23 protein-coding genes are annotated in these 21,944 nt (G+C 64.1%); 12 read left to right on the forward strand and 11 right to left on the reverse strand.

Annotated elements, in window-relative coordinates:
• Nucleotides 1-9 precede the first annotated feature (9 nt).
• Nucleotides 10-621 carry a YceI family protein gene (locus tag B0G57_RS18235; RefSeq protein ID WP_223258707.1) on the reverse strand — a complete coding sequence of 204 codons (612 nt, stop codon included), beginning with the start codon at nucleotides 619-621 and terminating at the stop codon, nucleotides 10-12.
• Between the two features lie 275 nt (nucleotides 622-896).
• Between B0G57_RS18235 and B0G57_RS18240 the strand changes: the two genes are divergently transcribed.
• From B0G57_RS18240 to B0G57_RS18250, 3 genes are all read left to right on the forward strand, one after another.
• Nucleotides 897-1,385: a nuclear transport factor 2 family protein gene (locus B0G57_RS18240; protein WP_018444408.1), complete on the forward strand. Its 489-nt coding sequence runs from the start codon at nucleotides 897-899 to the stop codon at nucleotides 1,383-1,385.
• Nucleotides 1,386-1,572: 187 nt separating this feature from the next.
• Nucleotides 1,573-2,106, forward strand: a complete 534-nt coding sequence (locus tag B0G57_RS18245; protein WP_399278007.1) for a hypothetical protein — start codon at nucleotides 1,573-1,575, stop codon at nucleotides 2,104-2,106.
• 1,409 nt (nucleotides 2,107-3,515) lie between these two features.
• On the forward strand, nucleotides 3,516-3,764 hold the full coding sequence (locus B0G57_RS18250; protein WP_026230370.1) for an H-NS family nucleoid-associated regulatory protein: 249 nt from the start codon (nucleotides 3,516-3,518) through the stop codon (nucleotides 3,762-3,764).
• Nucleotides 3,765-3,866: 102 nt separating this feature from the next.
• On the opposite strand, the gene B0G57_RS18255 is transcribed toward B0G57_RS18250, so the two are convergent.
• A complete protein-coding gene (locus B0G57_RS18255) occupies nucleotides 3,867-4,373 on the reverse strand; it encodes a ferritin-like domain-containing protein (RefSeq protein WP_018444411.1) in 507 nt (168 codons plus the stop codon).
• A gap of 181 nt (nucleotides 4,374-4,554) precedes the next feature.
• Here B0G57_RS18255 and B0G57_RS32160 point away from each other — a divergent pair, with 181 nt between their 5' ends.
• Complete coding sequence (locus B0G57_RS32160) at nucleotides 4,555-4,689, forward strand: hypothetical protein (RefSeq protein ID WP_018444413.1); 135 nt, start codon at nucleotides 4,555-4,557, stop codon at nucleotides 4,687-4,689.
• Nucleotides 4,690-4,702: 13 nt separating this feature from the next.
• On the opposite strand, the gene B0G57_RS18265 is transcribed toward B0G57_RS32160, so the two are convergent.
• The 6 genes from B0G57_RS18265 to B0G57_RS18290 are packed head-to-tail and all read right to left on the reverse strand — an operon-like array spanning nucleotide 4,703 to nucleotide 11,070.
• On the reverse strand, nucleotides 4,703-6,055 hold the full coding sequence (locus B0G57_RS18265; protein ID WP_018444414.1) for a cytochrome c: 1,353 nt from the start codon (nucleotides 6,053-6,055) through the stop codon (nucleotides 4,703-4,705).
• Nucleotides 6,052-7,047: a cytochrome c oxidase assembly protein gene (locus tag B0G57_RS18270; protein ID WP_102607186.1), complete on the reverse strand. Its 996-nt coding sequence runs from the start codon at nucleotides 7,045-7,047 to the stop codon at nucleotides 6,052-6,054. Before B0G57_RS18270 ends, B0G57_RS18265 begins: the two co-directional genes overlap by 4 nt.
• Entirely contained in the window at nucleotides 7,044-7,373 is a 330-nt protein-coding gene (locus B0G57_RS18275) for a hypothetical protein (protein ID WP_018444416.1), read from the reverse strand. Before B0G57_RS18275 ends, B0G57_RS18270 begins: the two co-directional genes overlap by 4 nt.
• A 48-nt stretch (nucleotides 7,374-7,421) precedes the next feature.
• The gene (locus B0G57_RS18280) at nucleotides 7,422-8,060 is read right to left on the reverse strand and encodes a cytochrome c oxidase subunit 3 (protein WP_051090148.1); all 639 of its coding nucleotides are present in this window, start codon (nucleotides 8,058-8,060) and stop codon (nucleotides 7,422-7,424) included.
• Nucleotides 8,057-10,009, reverse strand: a complete 1,953-nt coding sequence (gene ctaD, locus B0G57_RS18285) for a cytochrome c oxidase subunit I (RefSeq protein WP_026230371.1) — start codon at nucleotides 10,007-10,009, stop codon at nucleotides 8,057-8,059. The genes B0G57_RS18280 and ctaD overlap by 4 nt, the downstream gene beginning before the upstream one ends.
• Nucleotides 10,006-11,070, reverse strand: coding sequence for a cytochrome c oxidase subunit II (locus tag B0G57_RS18290; protein WP_018444417.1), 1,065 nt, complete (start codon nucleotides 11,068-11,070; stop codon nucleotides 10,006-10,008). Before B0G57_RS18290 ends, ctaD begins: the two co-directional genes overlap by 4 nt.
• A gap of 273 nt (nucleotides 11,071-11,343) precedes the next feature.
• Between B0G57_RS18290 and B0G57_RS18295 the strand changes: the two genes are divergently transcribed.
• Together B0G57_RS18295 and B0G57_RS18305 are read left to right on the forward strand one after the other, a co-directional pair.
• Nucleotides 11,344-12,621 (forward strand): Nramp family divalent metal transporter, encoded by a 1,278-nt coding sequence (locus B0G57_RS18295; protein WP_026230372.1) that lies wholly within the window; start codon nucleotides 11,344-11,346, stop codon nucleotides 12,619-12,621.
• Between the two features lie 312 nt (nucleotides 12,622-12,933).
• Nucleotides 12,934-14,514 carry an aldehyde dehydrogenase (NADP(+)) gene (locus B0G57_RS18305; RefSeq protein ID WP_026230373.1) on the forward strand — a complete coding sequence of 527 codons (1,581 nt, stop codon included), beginning with the start codon at nucleotides 12,934-12,936 and terminating at the stop codon, nucleotides 14,512-14,514.
• A 63-nt stretch (nucleotides 14,515-14,577) separates the two neighbouring features.
• Here the strand turns inward: B0G57_RS18305 and B0G57_RS18310 are convergent, their stop codons facing one another.
• Nucleotides 14,578-15,180: a short chain dehydrogenase gene (locus B0G57_RS18310; RefSeq protein ID WP_018444421.1), complete on the reverse strand. Its 603-nt coding sequence runs from the start codon at nucleotides 15,178-15,180 to the stop codon at nucleotides 14,578-14,580.
• A gap of 37 nt (nucleotides 15,181-15,217) precedes the next feature.
• Nucleotides 15,218-15,679, reverse strand: coding sequence for a hypothetical protein (locus tag B0G57_RS18315; protein ID WP_018444422.1), 462 nt, complete (start codon nucleotides 15,677-15,679; stop codon nucleotides 15,218-15,220).
• Between the two features lie 444 nt (nucleotides 15,680-16,123).
• Here B0G57_RS18315 and B0G57_RS18320 point away from each other — a divergent pair, with 444 nt between their 5' ends.
• The 5 genes from B0G57_RS18320 to B0G57_RS18340 all read left to right on the forward strand — a co-directional run bounded on the left by B0G57_RS18320 (nucleotide 16,124) and on the right by B0G57_RS18340 (nucleotide 20,212).
• Nucleotides 16,124-16,357: a hypothetical protein gene (locus B0G57_RS18320; protein ID WP_018444423.1), complete on the forward strand. Its 234-nt coding sequence runs from the start codon at nucleotides 16,124-16,126 to the stop codon at nucleotides 16,355-16,357.
• An 86-nt stretch (nucleotides 16,358-16,443) separates the two neighbouring features.
• Nucleotides 16,444-17,394 carry a serine O-acetyltransferase EpsC gene (gene epsC, locus B0G57_RS18325; RefSeq protein WP_018444424.1) on the forward strand — a complete coding sequence of 317 codons (951 nt, stop codon included), beginning with the start codon at nucleotides 16,444-16,446 and terminating at the stop codon, nucleotides 17,392-17,394.
• The gene (locus tag B0G57_RS18330; protein ID WP_018444425.1) at nucleotides 17,391-18,233 is read left to right on the forward strand and encodes an AraC family transcriptional regulator; all 843 of its coding nucleotides are present in this window, start codon (nucleotides 17,391-17,393) and stop codon (nucleotides 18,231-18,233) included. Before epsC ends, B0G57_RS18330 begins: the two co-directional genes overlap by 4 nt.
• Before the next feature lie 204 nt (nucleotides 18,234-18,437).
• Nucleotides 18,438-19,835, forward strand: a complete 1,398-nt coding sequence (locus B0G57_RS18335) for an MFS transporter (RefSeq protein WP_035469923.1) — start codon at nucleotides 18,438-18,440, stop codon at nucleotides 19,833-19,835.
• Between the two features lie 128 nt (nucleotides 19,836-19,963).
• Entirely contained in the window at nucleotides 19,964-20,212 is a 249-nt protein-coding gene (locus B0G57_RS18340) for a hypothetical protein (protein ID WP_018444427.1), read from the forward strand.
• A 20-nt stretch (nucleotides 20,213-20,232) separates the two neighbouring features.
• Here B0G57_RS18340 and pcaD read toward each other — a convergent pair whose 3' ends face one another.
• Nucleotides 20,233-21,045, reverse strand: coding sequence for a 3-oxoadipate enol-lactonase (gene pcaD, locus B0G57_RS18345; RefSeq protein ID WP_018444428.1), 813 nt, complete (start codon nucleotides 21,043-21,045; stop codon nucleotides 20,233-20,235).
• Nucleotides 21,046-21,291: 246 nt separating this feature from the next.
• Between pcaD and folE the strand changes: the two genes are divergently transcribed.
• Nucleotides 21,292-21,942, forward strand: coding sequence for a GTP cyclohydrolase I FolE (folE, locus tag B0G57_RS18350; RefSeq protein WP_026230374.1), 651 nt, complete (start codon nucleotides 21,292-21,294; stop codon nucleotides 21,940-21,942).
• The last annotated feature ends 2 nt before the right edge of the window (nucleotides 21,943-21,944 follow it).

A 21,944-nucleotide genomic window follows, 5' to 3' on the forward strand; every position in this document is an offset into this window, starting at 1 on the left:
CGCAGGCGGTCACTGCGCGTTGCTGTCCGCCTGCGCCGAGCCCGCCTTCTTTTTCGCAAACTCGGCTTCGATCCTCACGCGCACTTCGTCGCCGACCGCGGGGTACCAGGTTGAGAGGCCGAACTGCGCGCGGCTGAATCTGCCGCTGGCCGAAAACCCGAGCGTGTCCTCCTTCGTGAGCGGGTTGGGCCCATAGCCATTGAAAGTCACGTCCAGCGTGACGGGGCGCGTGACGCCTCGGATAGTCAAGTCTCCTTCCAATTTGCCCGCGGCGGCCCCCGTACGCGTAAAGCGCGTGCTGACGAAGCGGATCGTCGGATAAGTTGCGGCGTCGAACATGTCCTTGCCTTTCACAAGCTTGTCGAGCAAAGGCACATTCGTGTCAACGCTCGAGGCGTCGATCGAAGCATCGACAGTGCTTGCCGCAAGCCCGCCTTCTTTCCAGACGAGCATGGCATGCGCCCGATCGAATCGAATCACGAAACGCGAGTACTTCAGATGGTCGACATCGAAGATGACGCTCCAGTGGTGAGCATCCAATGAATATTGCCCGGGCGGTACGCGCGCTTCGTCAGTCCCGACGGTATGGGTGACGACGCGCAGCGGCGTGCAGGCGGGCATGAGCGCCGCCGTCGCAGCGACAGTTAGCGCAAGAAGGGCGCGCGGAATCAGTCTCCTCACCGTGCAATGCATTCTCATGTAAGCGCCAGAAAGTTGTGCAAAACGTAGCTTATACGCGCGCTCTCCGACGATAAAGCGCCGATCGCGGCGAACGGTCGCGGAATGAATGAGACGGCACGAGACGATGCAGGGAACGACCGTTCTACATTAAGCTTGACTCGGGCAAATGATCGTTGAAGATATGATCGACCACCCCAACTCGCAAGGAGCTGCCGATGTCCACGACGAACCAGCAAGAGGAAGCCCGCCCACCGTTACCGCCGTTCACGCGCGAAACCGCGATGCAGAAAGTTCGTGCAGCCGAAGACGGATGGAACACTCGCGACCCCGAGCGCGTTGCACTGGCCTATACGCCGCAAAGCGTCTGGCGCAATCGAGCCGAATTCGTCACGGGGCGTCCCGAGATCGTCGCATTCCTTCGCCGCAAATGGGCGAAGGAGCTCGATTATCGACTCATCAAGGAACTATGGGCGCATGATGGCAATCGCATTGCCGTTCGGTTCGCCTACGAGTGGCACGACGATTCGGGCAATTGGTTTCGCTCGTACGGCAACGAGAACTGGGAATTCGACGATCATGGTTTGATGGCGCGTCGCTTCGCCTCCATCAACGATCTTCCGATACGAGAAAGCGAGCGTCTCTATCACTGGCCGCTCGGTCGCCGTCCCGACGATCATCCAGGGCTGTCGGATCTCGGGCTCTGAGCGATTCCGCGCCGTTGGCGGTATCCATTCAGCGTCGCGCCAGCCCGCTTCGTTGCGACCGACTTGTCCGTCCGAGAATTTCCTCCTCGCATGATGCGCCGTCATTGAGGTACAGTGCGCGGCGAGCGGCGCTGAGCCGCGACGGCAACGACAGAGAGCCGGCTTGGCGCCGGTGGGCGGAGCGGATATGCGTCTTTCGTGGATGGGTACGGGGAATCGGTATGGGAAAGCGGTGCGTGCCGCGTCGCTTCTGCTCGCGACCTTATCGGGCATGAGCGCTTCGACGAGCGCTCGCGCCGATTGGTGCAGCGGCGGGCTGTGGGTCGACGCGATGCTCGGCTCGTATCATATCCATCCGAAAGAATCGTTCGAGGACTTCAACCCCGGGCTCGGCGTGGAGTGCTGGCTCAACGGCCAATGGGCCTTGACGGCGGGCGGATTTCGCAATTCGCTTGCTCATCCGTCCTGGTATGGCGGCGGCGTGTGGGCGCCTGAATTCGCGCACTGGGGATTCGTCCGCCTCGCCGTGATGGGCGGGCTTATTTCCGGGTACAACTACGGCCGTTGGGGCTTCGGACATGACCATTCGATCGGTCCCGTTGCCGCGCCAATCCTGATGACGAGCTACAAGCGTGTGGGCGTCAATTTCATCCTGGTACCGCCGATTCCCTCGGACAACCTGCCCTTTACCGTCGGATTCCAGTTGAGAGTGCGGTACTAGTGCGCTGACGCAAGAATCGCTCGACGGTGAGTGTTTTCGGGAGCCACAACCGGCTCTCAGTGCTCGTCCCGCGCAGGCCAAAATCTTCTCTATTGCCGCGTATCGAGGCGCTTTCCTTGCCGGGAGGTGAGTGTTTTCGGGAGCTTCGAATTCGCAAACTGCGCCCGCATCGATCCTCAGCGACGCTCAAGTCGACCCTGGTCCCGTAAAAGCTCACCTCGGCAAGCTACGGTGAGGATTTTCGGGACCACCTATCGCGCCGCGGCCCGCACAGGAATAGGTGAGCCTTTTCGGGGGCGCACCAGAGAGCCGATGTGCGGATCGGGAGCGGCACGTTATGCCCCATTCTGTTGTCGACGATGGATGCGAGAGGTCCCAACGCGGGGCTCAACGGTGAGTGTTTTCGGGATCTTCCGAATCCGCGTAGTTCCCGCCATGCTATCCGCGGTGGGCAAAAGGTGAGCCTTTCCGGGAACCGCCGGATTGATCTCGTCGGACAAGAATCGTCGACTCGGTTGGTAGCCGTATTCGAGCTGCCACGATGCCCATACCGTGCGCCATTCATTTTCAGCCGCAACGGTGAGCATTTGCGGGAGCGCTCCGCGGCAAAAGGTGAGTGTTTGCGGGAAAGTCGGCGGCGGCAACTTGGCATCGCCATAGGCGTAAGGGCCCATAAGTAAAGTGACGTTCGACTATATTGCATGTCCAGCGTCCCTTCCCCGGTGGCACTCCCCCGCTCAGGTTAGTCTGCGTTCGTTGGAACGCGGCCGTTCGCAGGACTCCCGAAAAGTCTCACTTTTACCGCTTGCTGGCACCGAAGGTGAGCTTCTTCGGGAGCTATCCGCAAGGCTGCAGGCACCGTTCGGACGCGGCGGTGTTGCGTGATCTTTTCGAACATTTATATTTGATACGAAACGCCCATTAAAGAACGCCCCCAAAGAATGCTCATGTTGTCTTTACCGACAATATGCCGGCGCAAACAGTAAAAATTCCGGTCGACGTCGTTTGCCTTCGGGGAGATGCCGCTCGTGCGATGTGGTAAGCCGTTCTCACGGGCGCCAACCAGCCGCATCCGGCGTGGGGAGGGCATGCGCGAGCGTCCGCACTCGCGCTCGCCGCGTTCGGTCAGGTACGCGCGGGCAGCCTTCCACATTCAATGCTTGGGCGGCCGACGGTGCGTTGAAAATCGATATGCGCGCCACGCCTCTCTTATGGTTTCTCATATTTTGCTTTTTCGAGATTTTGTATCGATAATTGGAGTTGGCAGCATGAAACACGATCTGGCGAGGGTTCATTCGGACCCCGCCGCCGGGCGGTTGCGACCGCTCATCGCCGCGAGTCGAGTATGATTCGGCTCGGGTCCAACAGGGGAGCTCGAACTCCCGCATCAACCACAACCGGAATCATCGATGGAACAGCTTGAAGGAGAGGCTCGCGAACGGTTAATTCGCTGGCTCCGGCGCCGCATGGACGAATACGGAATTACGTTGCAGGCCGTAGCCGAATCGATTTCGGCCGATCGGCAACCCGAGCGGCCGGTGCTCTATCGCGATGCAATGGGCAACACGTGGGACGGCTATGGCGATATGCCCGATTGGTTGCGCCGGGCCGTCGCCGCGGGACAGCAAATCGATTTCTACCGTTGCGCGGAGCACTGACGCGCGCACGCACGAGAGGCGTTTCTGCCTTTCGTCGAACCGAGAGAGACCTCGAACGCGCCGGCGCCGCGGCGCCACCAAGCCGCGGCCAGGCGCTGCTACTTATCGTTTGGCCTCCACATCGGCTTCCGATCGAGCAACGTACGACGTGACCACTTCGGGCAGATTCTCGATAAGCCACTTCGCCATTGCGACCTCTTGCGGAAGGATCGTTTCGCAACATCGTTGAGTTTCCGCGTCTCCCGCCGCTTTCGCGGCGGCGATGAGCGTCGTGTACGAGGCGATTTCGACATGCTCGAAGACGTACCCGGCGAGACCGCCTTTGACGACCTCATCCGTCATCGTCATGCCGCCCATCGCCTGCCCGAACGCCGCGATGCGCGCCGTGAGATCCTTGATCGTGGACGGGCCGCTGCCCAGCTGCTCGAGGCGTTGTTCGAGCAGCTTTTGCTGCGACAACGTTTCGTCGATGTGTTGCTCGATGCGCTGCTTAAGCGTTGGATAGTGCTCGAGCCGGGACGCTTGCGCTTTGAGCATGGATTCGGCTTGCTTTTCCATCGCATAGGCATCCCGCAACCAATCTACGAGGTGTTCCTGGGGTTTCGTCATCGCATTCTCCTCGACCGCATTCCCATCGCGGCCAGATCGCCGGCACCATGCTCGGCATCTCTCGAACTTCGCAACGGCTGTTCCAGCATGGGCAGGGCGCGATCATGAAGGCGGGTATGCTCGTTGCGCGAATTCAATGAATCTCTTCGAGCTTCACAACTCGATTCAACGGAGGACTGCCATGACATCGAAGAAGTCCAGCAACAACGCTCCGAGCAATCCGCGCCAGAGCGATCGCGGCGCGCCGCAACAGGGACAGCAACAGCAAAACCAACAGAAGATGCCGCGTCACCAAGGCGGGCAGCGTCAGCCTTGAGTTTCAGTGAGCGTTATTTGTGCAGCGTCTGCCGCAGGCTGTTGACGTCGTTGCCGCTGATCGGCTGCGCGTCGTTGCCCCAGGCGCTGCGCACGTAGGTCAGCACCTGGCCGATTTGCGCATCGACGAGCGTACCCGCAAAACCCGGCATGCGTTGGCGGGGCGGCCCTGACTTCGTGGCGGAGCTGCTGCCGCCTTCGACGAGCAGCCGGATCAGCGACGTCGTGTCTTTGGCCAGCACCGACGGATTGCCGGCGAGCGCCGGGAAGACGTTCGGTATGCCCTTGCCGTCTTCACCGTGGCACCGCGCGCAGAAGGACCGGTACACATTGAAGCCCACGGATTGCGGATCGCGCAGGCGGTTGCCGTTCGTCTGAGCCTGCGCCGTCTGATTGTCCGGGTCGTAGCTGCCCGACTGCTGGCGCGCCGGCAGTGACTTCAGGTAGTGCGCAATCGCTTGCAAGTCCTCATCCGACATGTACTGCGTGCTGTCTTCGATCTGTTCGACCATGCTGCCGTAGGCGATGCTGCCAGCCGCGTGGCCCGTCTTCAGAAAGCGTGCAATATCGGCCTCGCCGAGCCGGCCCAGTCCCGACCCTGCTTCACCCGTCAGGTTGGGCGCGAACCAGTTGTCGTTGATGCCGCCCGTCAAGTAGCGCGGCGACGATTCGTCGTAGCCGCGCTCTTGGTATCCGAAGCCACGTGGCGTATGGCATGCGCCGCAGTGCCCGAGCGATTGCACCAGATAGGCGCCGCGGTTCCACTGCTCATCGCGATCAGGATGAGCTCGAAACGGCTTCGGCATGAAGACGGCCTGCCAGAAGCGCAGTGCCCAACGCTGGTTGAACGGAAACGCAACGTCGGAGGGCGCGTTCGGCTTCGCGACCGGCGCAACGCCGTGCATGAGGAACGCGTAAAGCGCGCGCAGGTCCTCGTCGGACATCTTCGAGAATTCCGGATACGGCATGGCGGGATAGAGCGGGGTGCCTCCCGGCGCGATGCCGTGCCGAATCGCGCGCTCGAAATCGCCGAGGTCATATCGGCCGATTCCGTAGCGCGGATCCGGCGTGATATTGCTGCTGACGATCGTGCCGAACGGCGAACCCATGCCAAGGCCGCCCGCGTATGGCGCACCCCCATCGGGCGCTGTGTGGCAGCCTGCGCAGTCGGCCGCCTTGGCTACATACTCGCCGCGTTGGAGCAACGCGGCACTCGGCGCAGTGTCGCCGGCCGATGATGGCCTCGTGGTGTCCGCGGGCGAGGAGCCGGCATTCGCGCGCAGCACCCACTCACCGACTGCCGCCACGGCCACGACTGCGGGCAGCGCCAGCAGCAACAGGTGCCTCGTCAGGCGTCGTGAATTCATGGCGATGCGTCCGGAACCGAAGGGGCGCCCGAGCCGCTGGAACGGCTTTCGGTCACTGCGATGGGGCGCGGCGTCGCGGACAGTGCGCGGCCACGAGTGAGCCAGCGCCCGGCGACGCCCAGCGCGGCAAGGAGATAGGCAAGCGCCGCCGGCACCCACATGATCAGTCCGCCGAGCTGCTGATCGTGGAGCGGGTCGAAGCCGAGCGCACTCGCGGGCTCGATGTACGACGGGTACCACAGCCCCGGTGCCAGGGTGATCAGTGCGCCGAGAGCGCCTGTGTGAGCCATCGTCGTGAAGAGCGAGAGCATCGCATGACCGCTGCGGCGCCGCGTGGCGCCGTCGCCGACGATGCTCCACCAGAACAGCAGTGCGGTGATGAGAAAGCTCGCATGTTGCAGCGTATGGATGAGCGGATTCGCCAGTGCGGCTTCGAAGAGCGCTGGCGCGTGCCACACCCAAAGCGCGGTTGCGTGCAGAATCCAAGCCGGTACCGGCGACACGATCCATCGCCAGAAAGCGCGCCAAGGGCGCGACTGGAAGACGCGGCCAACGCCGCTGCGCGCGCGCCGCGGCAGCGCCCAGACCCAGATGCCGAGCGGCCGCCCTGCCACGAGCAGTGGCGCGGCGACGATCATCATCGATTCGTGCTGCACCATATGCGCGGAGAAAAGCGCTTCACTCAACGAATCGAGCGGAGAGACGAGCGCGGCAGCGAGAACCAGCCAACCCGCGGCGAACGCGATCAAACGCGCATCGCGCTTTGCGCGCCCGGCGTTGCCGCGGCTGCGCAGGCGAGCGTACCCGATCCAGTAAGCGGCGAGACTGACGGCGAGCAACGTCGTTACCCACGGTGTGAATTCCCAGCCGAAGGTCGGAGGTATCGAGCGTTCGGCGGGGGGCAAGGGATGCGCGAGCGCGGACGGCGCCGCGACGCAGGCTGCGAATGCCGTCGCGGCCGCCCACGCGCGAGGCCTGCGGCACGTTCTCATCGGCATGGCGAAAGCAGCCATTGGGGAAACCACATCATCAGTTGAATCAATGCGCTCAGCGCACCAAGGATCGTCGCGGCGAATGCAAGGCATGCCGCGCGTGCGGCACGCGCGTCGTAGCTCGCCGGAAACGGCGCCGCCGTCGTGCGCCATTTGCGGTATGCGAGCGTCGTGGCGAACAATGAAACAGCGAATGCGACTGCGCTGACGATGTTGAGTGAGACGATGCTATGCCGCGCGCAGGCGAGCTGGACGAGCGCATAGTCGATGCTCTGCACGGCGAGCACCAGTGCCGGAGCGGCGAGCAGTCCGAGCCAGGTTTTCATCGTGCCGGTTTTCCTCTTCCCTTTCGTTGCCGTTCCCGCACCTCGCCGCTAGTGCGGCAGACGCGGGGCCAGATAAATGACCGCATAGATCGGCGGCCAACTTAGGACAACGAAATACCAGTAGAGCGCGTTCTCGCTGACGTCGACGAACTGCCGCCCCTCGAGCGGCCCCGTGAAGAGCAACACGCCGAGAACGGCCGTATCGATCGTGTCGGTGATGAGGTGTGTTGTATGGAGACCGAGCAGAAACCAGACGATCGAGCCATATGAATTGGCATACCACTTGACGTTGAGCGTGGCGAACTCGAAGCCTCGCACCACGAGGAATGCGAGCGCGAAGGCGAGACAGGCGACGAACCAGATCCGGCATGCGCGCAGCTCGAGCCGTTGCGCCGCGCGTTTGGCGAGCTCGTTCGGAGCAAGGCTAGCTAAGAGGATCGCGAGATTTAACGTTCCCCATAGCAGGTTCGGCGGTGGCGCCGTCAGCGGCCACGCGACGTTGACATCGCGAAGATAGAAGTACATCGCCACGGCGATCGCGAACGCCGTGCCTTCGATCAGCATGAGCCCTGCCGTGCCCCACCACATAAGGCTTCGATGACTGAAGCCGAACGTCGGCAGCTTCGTCACGTCGAGCGCGGTCGGCGCCATGTCGGCGCGCGTTCCGGTGACCGTTTCGCCGTTCATGGCCTGCGCTCCAGCGCGAGTGCTCGCGCATGATGACTCCGGGTCGGCCAGAACCAGACCGTCAACGTGATGACGACGGGAATCGAACCCCAAACGATCGCCCACGGCGTGAAGACCGAGCCGATGAACAGCACGGTCGTCGCGACGGCGCTCAAGAATGGCCAGATCGACGGTGTCGGAAAGAGCGCACGCAGATCTGGGTTGGCATCGAGCACCGTGGTGAGCAGCACTTCGCGCGCATCGGCGGCAAGGCCGCTCACGAATGCCGGTTGGCCTGGCGGATCCCAGAGCGGATCGCGACCGTGCACGACGGGGATCGCATCGAAGTTGTGCGGTGGGGGCGGACTCGTCGTGGCCCATTCGAGCGTGCCCGCACCCCACGGATTCGCGCCCGCCGGGTTGCCATGCCGCCACGAGCGCGCAACGTTGACGAGAAAGAGCAGTACGCTCGCCGCGATCGTCCATGCGCCCACGGTCGCGACGAAATTCATCGTCGACCACCCCATGCCGGCCGGATAGGTCCACACGCGACGCGGCATACCGTGCAAGCCGAGCAGATGCATGGGAAAGAACGCGACGTTGAAGCCGACGAAGAAGAGCCAGAACTGCCAGTGGCCGGTGCGCTCGTCGAGCATGCGCCCGGTGACTTTCGGGAACCAGTAGTAGAACGCGCCGAACAGCGGAAAGATGGCGCCGCCGAGCAGCACGTAGTGCAGATGGGCGACGACGAAGTAGCTATCGTGCAATTGCAGGTCGAGCGCGACGGAGCCGAGCATGATGCCCGTCATGCCGCCTATCACGAGAATGAAGAAGAAGGCGAGCACGAAAAGCAGCGGCGTCTTGACGTTCAGGCGCCCGGTGACGAGCGTGGCGATCCAGCAATAGATCTGCATGCCCGAGGGAATGGCGATCATCACGCTGGCAGCCGTAAAGAAGCTCTTGCCGAGCTGCGGGACGCTCGTCGCGAACATATGGTGCACCCATAGGCCGAACGAGAGAAACGCGGTGGCGATCAGCGCAAGCACGACGGCGGTGTAGCCGAACATCGGCCGGCGCGCGAACGTAGGTATGATCGACGAGATGAAGCCGAGGGCGGGCACGAAGATCAGGTAGACCTCGGGATGGCCGAAAAACCAGAAGAGGTGCTGCCAAAGGAGCACGTCGCCGCCGAGCGCGGGATTGTAGAACGACGTTCCGACGAGCCGGTCGAGGATCAACGCCGTGCTCGCGAGCATGATCGCGGGCATCGCGAAGATGACCATGAACTGCGTGGCGAGCGTTGCCCATGCGAAGATCGGCAGCCGGTTCAACGACATGCCGGGCGCGCGCATCTTCAGGATCGTCGTAATCAGCACGATCGCTTCGAGCAAAGCGGAGAGTTCCGTGAACGTGATCATCTGCGCCCACATATCCGAGCCTTTGCCCAACCCATAGTCGGGGCCGGCGAGCGGCACATAGCTGAACCAGCCCGAGCGCGGGCCGCTGCCCAGCGCGAACGCGGCGTAAAGCATGATGCCGCCGAACAGGTACACCCAATAGGCGTAGGCGTTCATGCGCGGAAACGCGATGCTGCGCGCACCGACCATGAGAGGAATCAGATAGCCGGCCACCGCCTGCATGACGGGTACGGCGAAGAGAAACATCATCGTCGTACCGTGCATCGTAAAGAACGTGTCGTAGACGTCGGGGCCGAGCAGCCGGTTGTCCGGCCGCGCGAGTTGCAGCCGCATGGCGAGCGCGAGCATGCCGGCGAGCAGAAAGAACATGAACGTCGTGGCGACGAAGCGGCGCGCGATCGTCTTGTGATTGACGGCCGCGAGCGCGCCCAGCCAGCCCGGTGGATCACGCCACGTTTGCGCGAGTGCGAGCCGCACGTTGTCGGGTGCGGCGGGCCCGTCGAGCAGGAGGCCCGCGGCGGGGGAGCGGGAAGCGTCGGCGCGATCGCTCATCGGAGTGTGCCCAGCCAGGCGACGAGTGCCCGAAGGTCCGGGCCGGATAGGTTGGCGGGCGGCATCATCGCGCCCGGCTTGAACGCCCCGGGATCGCGAATCCACGCGGCCAGGTTCGCGGGATCGTTGACGAGCCGCCCCGCCGCGATCGTCTGCCGGCTCATCAAATGCGTGAGGTCGGGTGCCAGCGCGCCCGCGGCTCGTGTGCCGCGCACGGTATGGCAGCTCGCGCAGGCCGACTGCTCGAAGACCTGTTTGCCGCGTTGCGCGAGCGTATCGGCCGAATCGTCGGCGTTCGCACGCTGAGCGGCGGCCCAGGCCGCATAGCGGTCGGGCGGGTCCGCGACGACGGCAAGCGCCATCAGCGCGTGCTCGGTCCCGCAGAATTGAGCACATTGGCCTCGATAGATGCCGGGCTTGTCCGCACGGAACTCAACCGTCGATCGGATGCCGGGAAGCAGGTCTTTTTTCCCGTGCAGATTGGGTACCCAGAAGCTATGAATCACATCCCCGGCGGTGAGCGAAACGACGATGGGGCGGCCGACCGGGATGTGCAATTCGTTGGCGGTGGCGAAGCCGGGCGAGTCGCCGTCGGGAGCATAGTTCGCCTGCCACCACCAGTCCCAACCGACGAGCTCGATATGCAATGCGCGCGCGACAGGCAACTGCGAGAGGGCGCGGTCGGTCAGCGCGTCGGCAACGACGAGACCGACGAGCGCGACGACGGTGCGCCGCACGCCGCGTTCGGGCCGCGCATTGCCCGAGAGATCGGGCGGCGTCGCGACGTCGGCCCACTTTCGGCGCAGCAGAGCGACGAGAACCCCGGCCAGCACTGCGGCGAAGAAGACGGCGCACACGATCAGTGTGAGGTTCCACAGCCGCAAGATGTGAGCGGCTTGGATACCGGCGGGCTCGAGCGCGTCCTGATTGGGTAGCGCATGGGCGAGCGTCGTCACGCAAATCGAACCCGCCGTTGCGCAATGCCACGGCAGAACGAAGCGACGCGGGATCCGCGCGTTATTGCGCCGGCGGACCGGCAACGCACCCAAGCGACTTTTCATTCGGGAACGGGCATCGTGAAACGAACGCTGTCGACCCAGCAGATTTCATTCCTGCGGATCGGCCGAAGAGTGAAAAAGGGGCGGTTCCAGCGGGCAGTTCACCGATGGAGCCGTCGGCCGGCATACGCGTTGCTCCGTCGAGAAGGCTACACTCAAGCTATCGATCATCGGCGTCGGACGGCGCGATGCCCGGTGCCTCTCGCCTCTCGCCTCTCGCGTGTGCAGCCTATGTCGTTTGAACCCGAACGAAGCAGTGCGACGGACGAGTCGGCGATGCCCGAACGCCGGAAGAGTCTCAGCGCCCGAACGGCGTTGGACGTCCGCGAGGTGCTCGACGGCCGCCGCCGCGGCCTCAGGATTCTCCTGCCGTTTGCCGGGCCGGCCGTCGTCGTCTCGGTGGCTTATATCGATCCCGGCAACATCGCGACGAACCTGCAGGCGGGCGCAGGCTACGGCTATGGCCTGCTCTGGGTGGTGCTGTTCGCGAACCTCGTCGCCATGCTGTTCCAGGCGATCTCCGCGCGCGTGGGGCTCGTCACCGGCGCGAGCCTGGCCAAGATATGCGCACGCAGCTTGCCGAGGCCGGTCGCCGCCGCGATGTGGATCGTCAGCGAGATCGCCGCGATGGCGACGGATCTGGCGGAATTCCTCGGCGGCGCCATCGGGCTCGCGCTGCTCGCGCATTTGCCGCTCATCGCCGGCATGGGCATCACGGCCGCGCTCAGTTGGGCGTTGCTGTTGCTGCAAGGGCGCGGCTTTCGGCCGATCGAGTTGACGGTCGGCGCGCTTGTCGGCGTCATCGCAATCGCTTATCTCGCCGAGCTGATACTCGTACCGATTGATTGGCGATCGGTGGCGCGCGGAACGTTCGTGCCGACACTGGCCGACAGCCAGGCGCTGCTCGTCGCCGTCGGCATCATCGGGGCGACCGTCATGCCGCACGCGCTTTTTCTTCACTCGGGGCTAACGGGCGAGCGCATCAAGCCGGCGACGGAAGAGGACCGGCGCAAGCTGCTTCGTTACTCGAACGTGGAGGTCGTCATTGCCCTCGGCGTGGCGGGAATCGTCAACATGGCGATGGTCGCGATGGCCGCGGGCGCATTTCACGAAGGGCATCCTCAGATCGCCGAGATCGGCGACGCGTATCGAACATTGACGCCGCTTTTCGGCGCCACGGCCGCCGGCTTCTACTTGACGTCGCTGATGGCATCGGGCATCTCCAGTTCGGCCGTCGGAACGATGGCGGGTCAGCTCATCATGCGCGACTTTCTCGGCTTCGCCGTGCCGCTATGGCTGCGCCGTCTCGCTACCATGGTGCCGAGCTTCGTCGTCGTCGGGCTCGGTGTCGATGCGACGCGCGCGCTGGTAGCGAGTCAGGTCGTGCTGAGCCTCGCTGTGCCGGTGCCGATGGCCGCGCTGATCGCGTTCGCGTGCCGCCGGCAAACGATGGGCCCTTACCGGCTCAGCCGTCCGATGGCAGCGCTTGCGATCGCTTCCGCGCTTATTGTCATCGCGCTGAACATCGTGCTCGTCGTCGATGCGCTGTCGTGATCACCCAACATTCGTTCGACATCGAGCCGATGTACGCTGGATCATCGCGAAGCCGGCGATCGGTCGCGGAAAGCGCGAGCGGTCCGAGGTGAGCGTTTCCGGGATCGCTTCGAGGATGAGTAAGATGGCGGGCGTCTGCTTGCCGCGAGCGATCGGAATTCGGCTCAGTCTCAGCGCGTGAGACCCGCCCGGCGAGCCTTTGCGGTCAGTCATCGGTGAACGGACGGCCGTTTGCTTTGTTCACCGTCGATGCATCGCTCGCCCCAATGGTGAGCTTTTTCGGGATTTAGATATCTACCAAGGAGATTGATGATGCAGATCACAGGAGAGATGTTGATCGGTGCCGAAGCGGTGCGTGGCAAGGCTGGAACGTTGCGCGCGTTCGACCCCGTGCGGAATGTCGAAATCGATCCGGAATTCGGTGCGGGCGATGCGAACGATGTCGACCGCGCCTGCGGGCTGGCGCGCGAGGCGTTCGATTCGTTCCGGCACGCGCCGCTCGAGCAGCGCGCGCGTTTGCTGGAGTCGATTGGCGAACGGATCATGGCGCTCGGCGATACGCTCATCGAGCGAGCGCACGTCGAAACGGCGCTGCCGAAGGCGCGACTCGAGGGCGAGCGCGCCCGCACGGTCGGACAGCTCAAGCTCTTTGCCGCGCTCGTTCGCGATGGCCGCTGGCTCGGCGCGACGCTCGATTCGGCGCTGCCCGAGCGCAAGCCGCTGCCGCGCCCCGACTTGCGCATGCGAAAGATTCCCGTCGGTCCCGCCGCCGTATTCGGCGCAAGCAACTTCCCGCTCGCGTTTTCGGTCGCCGGCGGGGACACCGCGTCGGCGCTCGCGGCGGGCTGTCCGGTCGTCGTGAAGGCGCATCCGGCGCATCTGGGCACGTCCGAGCTCGTTGGCCGGGCTGTTCAACAGGCCGTGTCCGAATCCGGCTTGCCGTCCGGTGTCTTTTCGCTCGTGGTCGGCGCCGGCAACGCGATCGGCGAAGCGCTCGTCGCGCATCCGGCGATCAAGGCGGTCGGTTTTACGGGATCGCGCGCGGGCGGTCTTGCGCTCTCGACTATCGCGGCGCGGCGCCGGGAGCCGATTCCGGTTTTCGCGGAAATGAGCAGCGTCAATCCCAGCTTCGTGCTACCGGGCGCGCTCGCGACGCGCGGCGAGACGATCGCGAACGGATTCGTCGAATCGCTGACGCTCGGCGTCGGCCAGTTTTGCACGAACCCCGGGCTGATCGTCGTGCTCCAGGGGCCGCACCTGCAGTCGTTCGTCGATGCAGCGGCGAGGGCGCTCGAGAAAAAAGGCGCACAAACCATGCTGACTGCCGGCATCGCTTCGGCCTATCGCGACGGCGTCAAACGGCGCACGGGCGTGAACGGCGTCAAGCAGATTGCCGAAGGGGCGGCGAGCGAAGCCGCGCATGCGGCGCTGCCCGTGCTCTTCGGCGCCTCGAAACAGACGTTCCTTTCGGAGCCGCCGCTCGAGGACGAAATCTTCGGCCCGACGTCATTGATCGTCACGTGTTCCAACATCGACGAGATGATCGATCTGGCCGAGCATCTCGAAGGTCAGTTGACCGCGACGCTGCATGTCGAATCGGACGATTTCGAGCTGGCGAGCAAGCTGCTGCCTACGCTCGAACGCAAGGCCGGGCGGATTCTCGCCAACGGTTATCCGACGGGGGTCGAGGTGTCTCATGCGATGGTGCATGGCGGCCCGTTCCCGGCGACGTCCGATCCGCGCGCGACGTCCGTCGGCACATTGGCGATCGAACGCTTTCTCCGGCCTGTCTGCTACCAGGACTTGCCGGCAGCCCTGCTGCCCGAGGCGTTGAGAGACGACAACCCGCTCGGGCTCTGGCGGCTGCGCGACGGCGCGTTCGAACGCCGCTGAAGCGCGGAGCGCGCTTCCGTGCGGCAGGCGGGACGGTCCCGCGTGCCGCATGGGATCGGCTCGTCATCCGCCGACGCGATAGACGCGTCCGGTCTGCGCTCCTTCGACGCTGCGGCAGAATGCAAGCGCCGCGCGTTGAGCGGTCACGGGCTCGAACCCGCGAAAATATGCGCCGTAGGCACCCATCGATTCCTCGAGCACCGTCGGACTCACGAGGTTGATCCGAATGCCGCGCGGCAATTCGATCGCCGCTCCGCGCACGAAGCCTTCGAGCGCGAGATTGACCGTCGTTGCGTTGACGCCGTCGCGGATGGGTTCCTCGGCGAGGATGCCGCTCGTCAGCGTGAACGAGCCACCGTCGTTGAGTTGATGTTGCGCGGCGAGCACGACGTTGACTTGTCCCATGAGCTTGTCGCGCAAGCCGATCCAGAACTGATCAGCCGTCATGTCGCGAAACGGTCCGAAGTGCAGTTTGCCGATCGTCGTCACGACTGCGTCGACGCGGCCGATTTCGTGAAAGAGCCGTTCGACGCTCGGCAGGTTCGTCGCATCGACATGATGGTCGCCGTGCGATGCCCCGACTTCGATCACTTCGTGCCGCGTCTTCAACTCGGCGCATACGGCGCGGCCGAGCGTGCCGCTGGCGCCTATGACGACAATTTTCATTGTTCTGCTCCTGCAGATGATTGGAAGAGGCGGGAAGTCATTGCGCGACCCGCAACCTTCGCAGCGGCAGCATCAGCAATATGGCGGCCGCCAGTTTGCCGATCACGCCAAGGCCGGTGACGATCGCCGCAAGCGGAAACACGTGCCACTCGCCCGGTAGCATCGGCGTCACGAAAAACGCCGCAAGAAAGCCGAGGGAGACGGCGATCCAGCGAGCCCAGGCGCGATGCAACGCGACGAAGACGTACAGCGCGCCAAGCAGCACTCGGGCGACGATGGCCGCGAGGAGCGCGGACGCGCCGGCCGCGCTGATTTCGGCGGGCTGAAACGCGAACTCCAGCGGAATTTCGACCCATGCGAGCGCATAGCTCGCGAGAAGGCAAATGACCGCGACACGAAAACGCGCGGCGGCGGCCGGCTCGAGAGAGCCAGGACCGGATCCGGGCGCGAGCCAGGCGCGCCGTCTCGGCGCCCCGGAAATCAGGCGGCTTGCATTCATGGTCTACTCGCTCGCGGTCGCGTGCGCCCACTGCCGTGGGGCGGGACGAAAGTTCGACGCGTTTCAAACGCGCGTCGTCTTTCCCCTCATCGTAGCGCAGCCACTCGCAACTTCAAGCATGCATCGTGCACGGCGTATTTCATCCCGTGGACGACGTCGCCGGCTCGTCAGACAAGGCCTGTGCTGCCCGCTTCTCGACACAGCGCGAGGGTTCTCCCCGATTCTCATTTTGGAACGTCACTCCGGACGCGGCTCGGACGGCGTACCGATAGGCCGGACCGGCCCGATTTTATTTCTTCGTGGAACCCGTGGTTTCTCGGGAGTATGATTCCTTTCCGGCGACCGGGCGCCCACGATCAAGAACGAGCCGCGGCCTGCCCGATTTCGCCACCAGTTGGCGACTAAGAAAGGTTAGCGAGAGGGGATTTGGAGGCAGGCGACACTATGCATTCCGACGCCGCATTCACTCATCGGGGATACTTGCTGAACTGCGCGCCCGCGCGGGCCGTGGACGGCACTTATCAACCGTACGTCGTCATTTCGCGCACGAGCGATGGCGAACTCGTGGCCAATCGTTTCTTTCCATCCGATCTGCGTTTTTCCGACGAGGCATCCGCCATCGCACATGCGCGCGATTGGGCGGTGCGCTTGATCGATGCGAGCAGCGTGACCGTGTAGACCCGGGTCGGGCGCGTGCCGATAAAACGCGGTAATCTTTTCGACGTTTTCACTTTCAGGCCGCGCCATGCGGTTTTCGTCGAGCCATGTCCAATCCGCTTGCCCGCCACTGGGGACTCGAGACGATCGTCGCTGAACTGCGCGCCTCCCGCGAAGAACGGCATCGCACGCGCCATCCGCGCGGCATCCGGGAGCTGCCTTCGCGCGATGCGATCGTTCATATCGTCGACGGACTGCGCGCCTCGATGTTTCCGACGCATTACGGCGCCCCCGATCTGACTGACGAGACTGTCGACTATTACGTCGGCCATACGCTCGACAGTACGTTGAGGCTGCTCAGCGAGCAGGTTCGCCGGGCGCTGCGCTTTTTGCCCGAGCATGCGGAGACGTCCGAGGCGGACCTTGGCGCGCTGGCGTTCCAAATCACGCGCACGTTCGGCACTCAGCTGCCGTCCATCCGTGCGCTGCTCGTCAGCGATATTCAGGCTGCATTTGCCGGCGATCCGGCCGCGCAGCACATCACCGAGATTTTGCTCTGCTATCCGGGCGTGCTCGCCGTCGTGCACCATCGCATCGCGCATGCGTTGCATCAGCTCGGCGTCCCGCTATTGGCGCGATTCATCAACGAGATCGCCCATTCCGCGACCGGTATCGACATTCATCCGGGTGCGCGGATCGGTCCGAGCTTCTTCATCGATCATGGTACCGGCGTCGTCATCGGTGAGACCGCCGTCATCGGCGAGCGCGTGCGGCTCTATCAGGCCGTGACGCTCGGCGCCAAGAGCTTTCCCGCCGACGGCGACGGTACGCTCGTGAAGGGGCAGCCTAGGCACCCGATCGTCGAGGACGACGTAGTCATCTATGCGGGGGCGACGATCCTCGGCCGCGTGACGATCGGGCGGGGTGCCGTCATCGGCGGGAACGTCTGGCTGACGCATAGCGTCGCGCCGGGGACCCACGTTTCACAAGGCAACGTGCGCGAAGGGGCGCGTGCCGACGAGCGCGAGCACGAGCCGGCGAGGCGCGCGCGCAAATGAACATCAGGCGCAACGGCCGCGTCGTGATGTACCGCTGCGCGTTGGAAGGCGTGGAGGCAACGTATGCCGACACCGCCCGGTCGTTCGCTCGCCATTCTCATGACCGCTTCGGCGTCGGCGTCGTCGTGCGCGGAGCGCAGCGCTCGGCGAGCGGATGCGGGCCTGTCGAAGCCCGCGCCGGCGACGCCATCACCGTCAATCCCGGCGAAGTGCATGACGGCGCACCGTTCGACGCGAGTGGACGCAGTTGGCGCATGCTCTACGTCGAGCCGCTGCTGGTGTACGACATCGCGCGCGATCTCGGCGCGCCCTCGCCCGCGTCGCTCGAAATCGAGCGACCGGTGCTGCGCGATGCGAGGTTCGCGGGCCTCTTCGATCGAGCCTTCATCGCAGCGGTGGACGGTCCCCTTGCGTTGGACGCCATTGCCCGCGAAGAAGCGCTCTTTGCCTTTCTCGCCGACGTCGTGGCGCGCCACACCACGGTTCGCTTGCGGCAATCCGCGCCGTTGCTGCGCGGTCGGACGAATGTCGCCGTCGCACGCGCGCGCATGCGCATCGACGACGATCCCGCGGGCGCCCTGACGCTTGCCGATCTCGCGGTCGAGGCGGGGCTGAGCCGCTTTCAGCTGCTGCGCGAATTCACACGCGAAACGGGCTTGCCGCCGCACGCGTATTTGATTCAGCGGCGCGTGGCGCTCGCTCGCCGGCTTATCGCGGCGGGCGCTGCGCTGGCCGACGCGGCGCTCGGCGCGGGCTTCGCCGATCAGAGCCATATGACGCGGGCGTTCGTGCGCTTCTTCGGCGTGACGCCGGCCGGCTACGCCGCCGCGGTGCGTTGAGGCGCCGACCAATGCTTTGGATCGGGCGGTTCGCGCTCGAGCCGCTGCAACGCTCAGAAGCATGCGTCCGTAGTCGCACGCATTGTTAAGTCCTGGCCGACATGCGACATTCGGGCGGGATTTTCCCTGATTGCCTTCAAAATCAAAAGGCTTTCGAAAACAAAACGCGAGAAGACGAAAATGCAAGAAGACATAGAGGCAAAGATGTCCACTCAGAAATCGGCTGAAATCGCGGCGCGCTTCGATCGGCTGCCCCCGTCCCGGACCATCTGGACCATGGTCGTTCTGATCTCCCTCGGTGGCGTGTTCGAGTTCTACGATCTCTTCTTTACCGGCTATGTCGCGCCGGGCATGGTTCAATCGGGGCTCTTCAAGCCTGAATCGCTCGGCTTTTTCGCCGCGTTGGCGCCGCTCGCAGTCGCCGGTTTCGGCACGTTCGTCTTCTCCACCTTCGCGGGCTTGTGGATCGGTGCGCTCGTGTTCGGCTTCGTCGCTGATCGCTTCGGCCGCCGCTTTATCTTTACGTGGTCGCTCGTCTGGTATGTCGTCTGCACGGCGATCATGGCCTTCCAGGACTCAGGGCTCACGATCAACCTCTGGCGCTTCGCGGCCGGCATCGGCATCGGCGTCGAACTCGTGACGATCGACTCGTACATCTCCGAACTGATCCCGAGCCGAGAGCGCGGGCGCGCGTATGCCGTCAATCAGTTAATCACGTTTTCGGCCGTCCCCGTCGTCGCTTTTCTCGCCTATATCCTCAAAGACACGAAGCCATTCGGCCTCGAATATTGGCGCGTCGTGATTCTGATCGGCACGCTCGGCGCGATCCTGGTCTGGATCATCCGCCGCAACATTCCAGAAAGCCCGCGCTGGCTTGCGCGTCACGGCCGTGCCGACGAAGCCGAGCGGATCGTGGCCGATCTCGAGCGCCGCGTGGCCGCTGAGAACGGCATCACGTTGCCGGCGCCCGAGCGCGCCGCGGCGGAAATGGAGGGACGCGGCTCGTTCCGTGAAATCTTCGGACCACTCTATCTGAAGCGCACGATCATCCTCTCGATCTTCAATATGGCCCAGGTCATCGGCTTTTATGGCTTCGCCGCCTGGGTGCCGACCCTGCTCATCCATCGCGGCGTTCATGTGACGGCCAGCCTCGAATACGCGTTCATCATCGCGATCGCCAATCCGTTCGGGCCGCTGCTGGGCACGTTCTTCGCGGACAAGCTCGAACGCAAGACGCAAATCTGCGGTGGCCTCCTCGTCATGGGCATCGTCATCGCGCTCTTCGCTCGCGCGTCGGACCCGGCCGTGCTGATCGTGCTCGGGGTCCTCTTCACGCTTGCCTCGAACGTCATGTCGTACGCCTATCACGGCTATCAGGCCGAGCTCTATCCGACGCGCGTGCGCGCTCGCGCGGTTGGCTTCGTCTACTCATGGAGCCGCATCGCAGCCGCTTTCGCGGGGCTTGCGATCGGCATTTTGCTGCATAGCTATGGCGTGCCCGGCGTGGCCGTCTTCATCGCCGCATCGATGTTGGTCGGCATTTGCATGATTCTGCTCGGACCGTCGACGAAGGGGCGCATGCTCGAAGCCATCAGTCACTGACGCGCGCCGGCCACGGCGAGCCGAAGAATCGTCACGGGACGTGCGCTCGCCGCCCGAGAGGCGTACGCTTCCTTTTAGGCGCGCAGGCGACTACCCCGCCGCGAAGCCCGAAGCCGAAGGAGGATTCTATGAAATCGACCGTTCGGACCGGCGCTCATATCGAAGGCATCCATTGGGTGGCCGAATACGTTCAATCGACGCACGAGGTGCGTCTGCTGCGAGAAGGCGCCGAGGTGGGCGTCTATGACGCGCCGCCCGCGTTCTTCGGCGAGGAGGCGGATGCGGGCGCGAAGAACGCCGCCGATCATCGCGCGCTCGAGGCCGCGCTGCGCGCCTACCTGCTTCGCTTCGTCGCCGAGCACGACGCCGAGGAGTAAGCGCTGCCGGCAGCGTGCTTCTAGCCGCCGCTCGCGGCCGGGCGCGGCTCGTTTAGAAAGTTGAGGACAGCACGGGTGAACGCGTCGGCCTGCTCGACGTTCGGCAGGTGAAGCGCGTCGAGCTCGACATGACGCGCGCCGGCGATCGAGGCTGCAAGCGCACGGCCGGCTTCCGGAGCGATCGCCGCATCGTGCGTTCCCGTCAAGATCAGCGTAGGCGCTTCGATGCGGACGAGCTCAGCGGTCAGGTCGGTCGATGCGACAGCCGCGCAGTTTCCCGCGTACCCCTCGGGATCGGTATGCCGGATCATGTCGCGGATGGCGGCACAGACGAGCGGCTCGCGCGCAACGAAAGCGGCGCTGAACCACCGGGCGATTACCGCATCCGCGAGTGCGGGCATGCCGCCGCCGCGTGCCTGCTTCATGCGCTCCGCCCATATTTCGGCAGAAGTTGGATTGCGCGGCGGTGCGCTGACCGAGATCAAGCGATCGATGCGCTCTCCGTGTCGCGCGGCCAGCGCCATTCCTGTCGCGCCTCCGAGAGAAACTCCGCAGAAATGCACGCGTTCGATTCCGAGCGCATCAAGGAGAGCGAGCACATCAGCGCTCAGTTGCTCGATCGTATAAGGGCCGGCCGGCGCGCTCGAGCGCCCGAGGCCACGCGTGTCATAACGCAAAACGCGAAAAGTCCGCAACAGCGTATCGATCTGCGGGGACCATAACGCGACATCGGTGCCGAGCGCATTCGATAAGACGAGCCACGGCGCATCGGCCCGCTGGGCGCCGTCGATCCGATAGTAGAGGCTGATGTCGTTGACATTGACGTAAGGCATAAAGGCACTCCTTTTTCCAGACCGAAGCATTTATTGTGCAAGAGGGCGCTCACGCGCGCCGCGGACGTGCGCAGGGCCCTACGAAACGTGAAACAATGGCTGGAGCGGCCGATGCTGAATACGACGACGGTTCGCTCGTGCATCGAGGTCGACTCGATTGCGCCAACATCAAGCCCCATACGCTACATCATAGGAGGACAGTCAGCGATGAGCAGCGGACCCCGATCGAAGAAGAAGAGCGAGCCGATGGCGAGGACCAAGGCGAGCGCCGCAGTGGACGTGGATCCGTCGACGCGCTGGTTAGCACGGCCGACGCGCGAGCAGGCGGAGGACGCCGTGCGCGTGTTGCTGCGCTGGGCCGGCGACGACCCCGATCGCGAAGGCCTGCGCGATACGCCGGCGCGCGTCACGCGTGCTTACGAGGAGTTTTTCTCCGGTTACAACGTCGATCCCCGCGAGATCCTCGTCCGCCAGTTTTCGGAAGTCGACGGTTACGACGAAATGGTCGTGCTGAAGGATATCCGCTTCGAGAGCTACTGCGAGCACCACATGGTGCCCATCATCGGACGCGCGCATGTCGCCTATCTGCCGAAGCACCGGGTGGTCGGCATTTCGAAGCTGGCGCGGCTCGTCGACGCATTCGCGAAGCGGCTGCAGATCCAGGAAAAGATGACCGTCCAGATCGCCGATACGCTCAACGAGATTCTGCAGCCGAGAGGGGTAGGCGTCATTCTCGAAGCGGCGCACCAGTGCATCACGACGCGCGGCGTCCACAAGCCCGGCGTCGCTATGGTCACGTCAAGGATGCTCGGTTCGTTCAGGACCGACCCTTCCACTCGCCGCGAGTTTCTGTCGATCGTCGGTACCTCGAGCGTGTCGGGGATGCCGAACGTCTGAGG

Source organism: Trinickia symbiotica, assembly GCF_002934455.1.
Taxonomy (GTDB): Bacteria; Pseudomonadota; Gammaproteobacteria; order Burkholderiales; family Burkholderiaceae; genus Trinickia; species Trinickia symbiotica.

Excerpts from the sequence above, each read along its gene's own strand:
- B0G57_RS18235 (WP_223258707.1), bottom strand. The coding sequence starts at position 621 with ATGCCCGCCTGCACGCCGCTGCGCGTCGTCACCCATACCGTCGGGACT.
- B0G57_RS18240 (WP_018444408.1), top strand. The coding sequence starts at position 897 with ATGTCCACGACGAACCAGCAAGAGGAAGCCCGCCCACCGTTACCGCCG.
- B0G57_RS18245 (WP_399278007.1), top strand. The coding sequence starts at position 1,573 with ATGCGTCTTTCGTGGATGGGTACGGGGAATCGGTATGGGAAAGCGGTG.
- B0G57_RS18250 (WP_026230370.1), top strand. The coding sequence starts at position 3,516 with ATGGAACAGCTTGAAGGAGAGGCTCGCGAACGGTTAATTCGCTGGCTC.
- B0G57_RS18255 (WP_018444411.1), bottom strand. The coding sequence starts at position 4,373 with ATGACGAAACCCCAGGAACACCTCGTAGATTGGTTGCGGGATGCCTAT.
- B0G57_RS32160 (WP_018444413.1), top strand. The coding sequence starts at position 4,555 with ATGACATCGAAGAAGTCCAGCAACAACGCTCCGAGCAATCCGCGCCAG.
- B0G57_RS18265 (WP_018444414.1), bottom strand. The coding sequence starts at position 6,055 with ATGAATTCACGACGCCTGACGAGGCACCTGTTGCTGCTGGCGCTGCCC.
- B0G57_RS18270 (WP_102607186.1), bottom strand. The coding sequence starts at position 7,047 with ATGAGAACGTGCCGCAGGCCTCGCGCGTGGGCGGCCGCGACGGCATTC.
- B0G57_RS18275 (WP_018444416.1), bottom strand. The coding sequence starts at position 7,373 with ATGAAAACCTGGCTCGGACTGCTCGCCGCTCCGGCACTGGTGCTCGCC.
- B0G57_RS18280 (WP_051090148.1), bottom strand. The coding sequence starts at position 8,060 with ATGAACGGCGAAACGGTCACCGGAACGCGCGCCGACATGGCGCCGACC.
- ctaD (WP_026230371.1), bottom strand. The coding sequence starts at position 10,009 with ATGAGCGATCGCGCCGACGCTTCCCGCTCCCCCGCCGCGGGCCTCCTG.
- B0G57_RS18290 (WP_018444417.1), bottom strand. The coding sequence starts at position 11,070 with ATGAAAAGTCGCTTGGGTGCGTTGCCGGTCCGCCGGCGCAATAACGCG.
- B0G57_RS18295 (WP_026230372.1), top strand. The coding sequence starts at position 11,344 with ATGCCCGAACGCCGGAAGAGTCTCAGCGCCCGAACGGCGTTGGACGTC.
- B0G57_RS18305 (WP_026230373.1), top strand. The coding sequence starts at position 12,934 with ATGCAGATCACAGGAGAGATGTTGATCGGTGCCGAAGCGGTGCGTGGC.
- B0G57_RS18310 (WP_018444421.1), bottom strand. The coding sequence starts at position 15,180 with ATGAAAATTGTCGTCATAGGCGCCAGCGGCACGCTCGGCCGCGCCGTA.
- B0G57_RS18315 (WP_018444422.1), bottom strand. The coding sequence starts at position 15,679 with ATGAATGCAAGCCGCCTGATTTCCGGGGCGCCGAGACGGCGCGCCTGG.
- B0G57_RS18320 (WP_018444423.1), top strand. The coding sequence starts at position 16,124 with ATGCATTCCGACGCCGCATTCACTCATCGGGGATACTTGCTGAACTGC.
- epsC (WP_018444424.1), top strand. The coding sequence starts at position 16,444 with ATGTCCAATCCGCTTGCCCGCCACTGGGGACTCGAGACGATCGTCGCT.
- B0G57_RS18330 (WP_018444425.1), top strand. The coding sequence starts at position 17,391 with ATGAACATCAGGCGCAACGGCCGCGTCGTGATGTACCGCTGCGCGTTG.
- B0G57_RS18335 (WP_035469923.1), top strand. The coding sequence starts at position 18,438 with ATGTCCACTCAGAAATCGGCTGAAATCGCGGCGCGCTTCGATCGGCTG.
- B0G57_RS18340 (WP_018444427.1), top strand. The coding sequence starts at position 19,964 with ATGAAATCGACCGTTCGGACCGGCGCTCATATCGAAGGCATCCATTGG.
- pcaD (WP_018444428.1), bottom strand. The coding sequence starts at position 21,045 with ATGCCTTACGTCAATGTCAACGACATCAGCCTCTACTATCGGATCGAC.
- folE (WP_026230374.1), top strand. The coding sequence starts at position 21,292 with ATGGCGAGGACCAAGGCGAGCGCCGCAGTGGACGTGGATCCGTCGACG.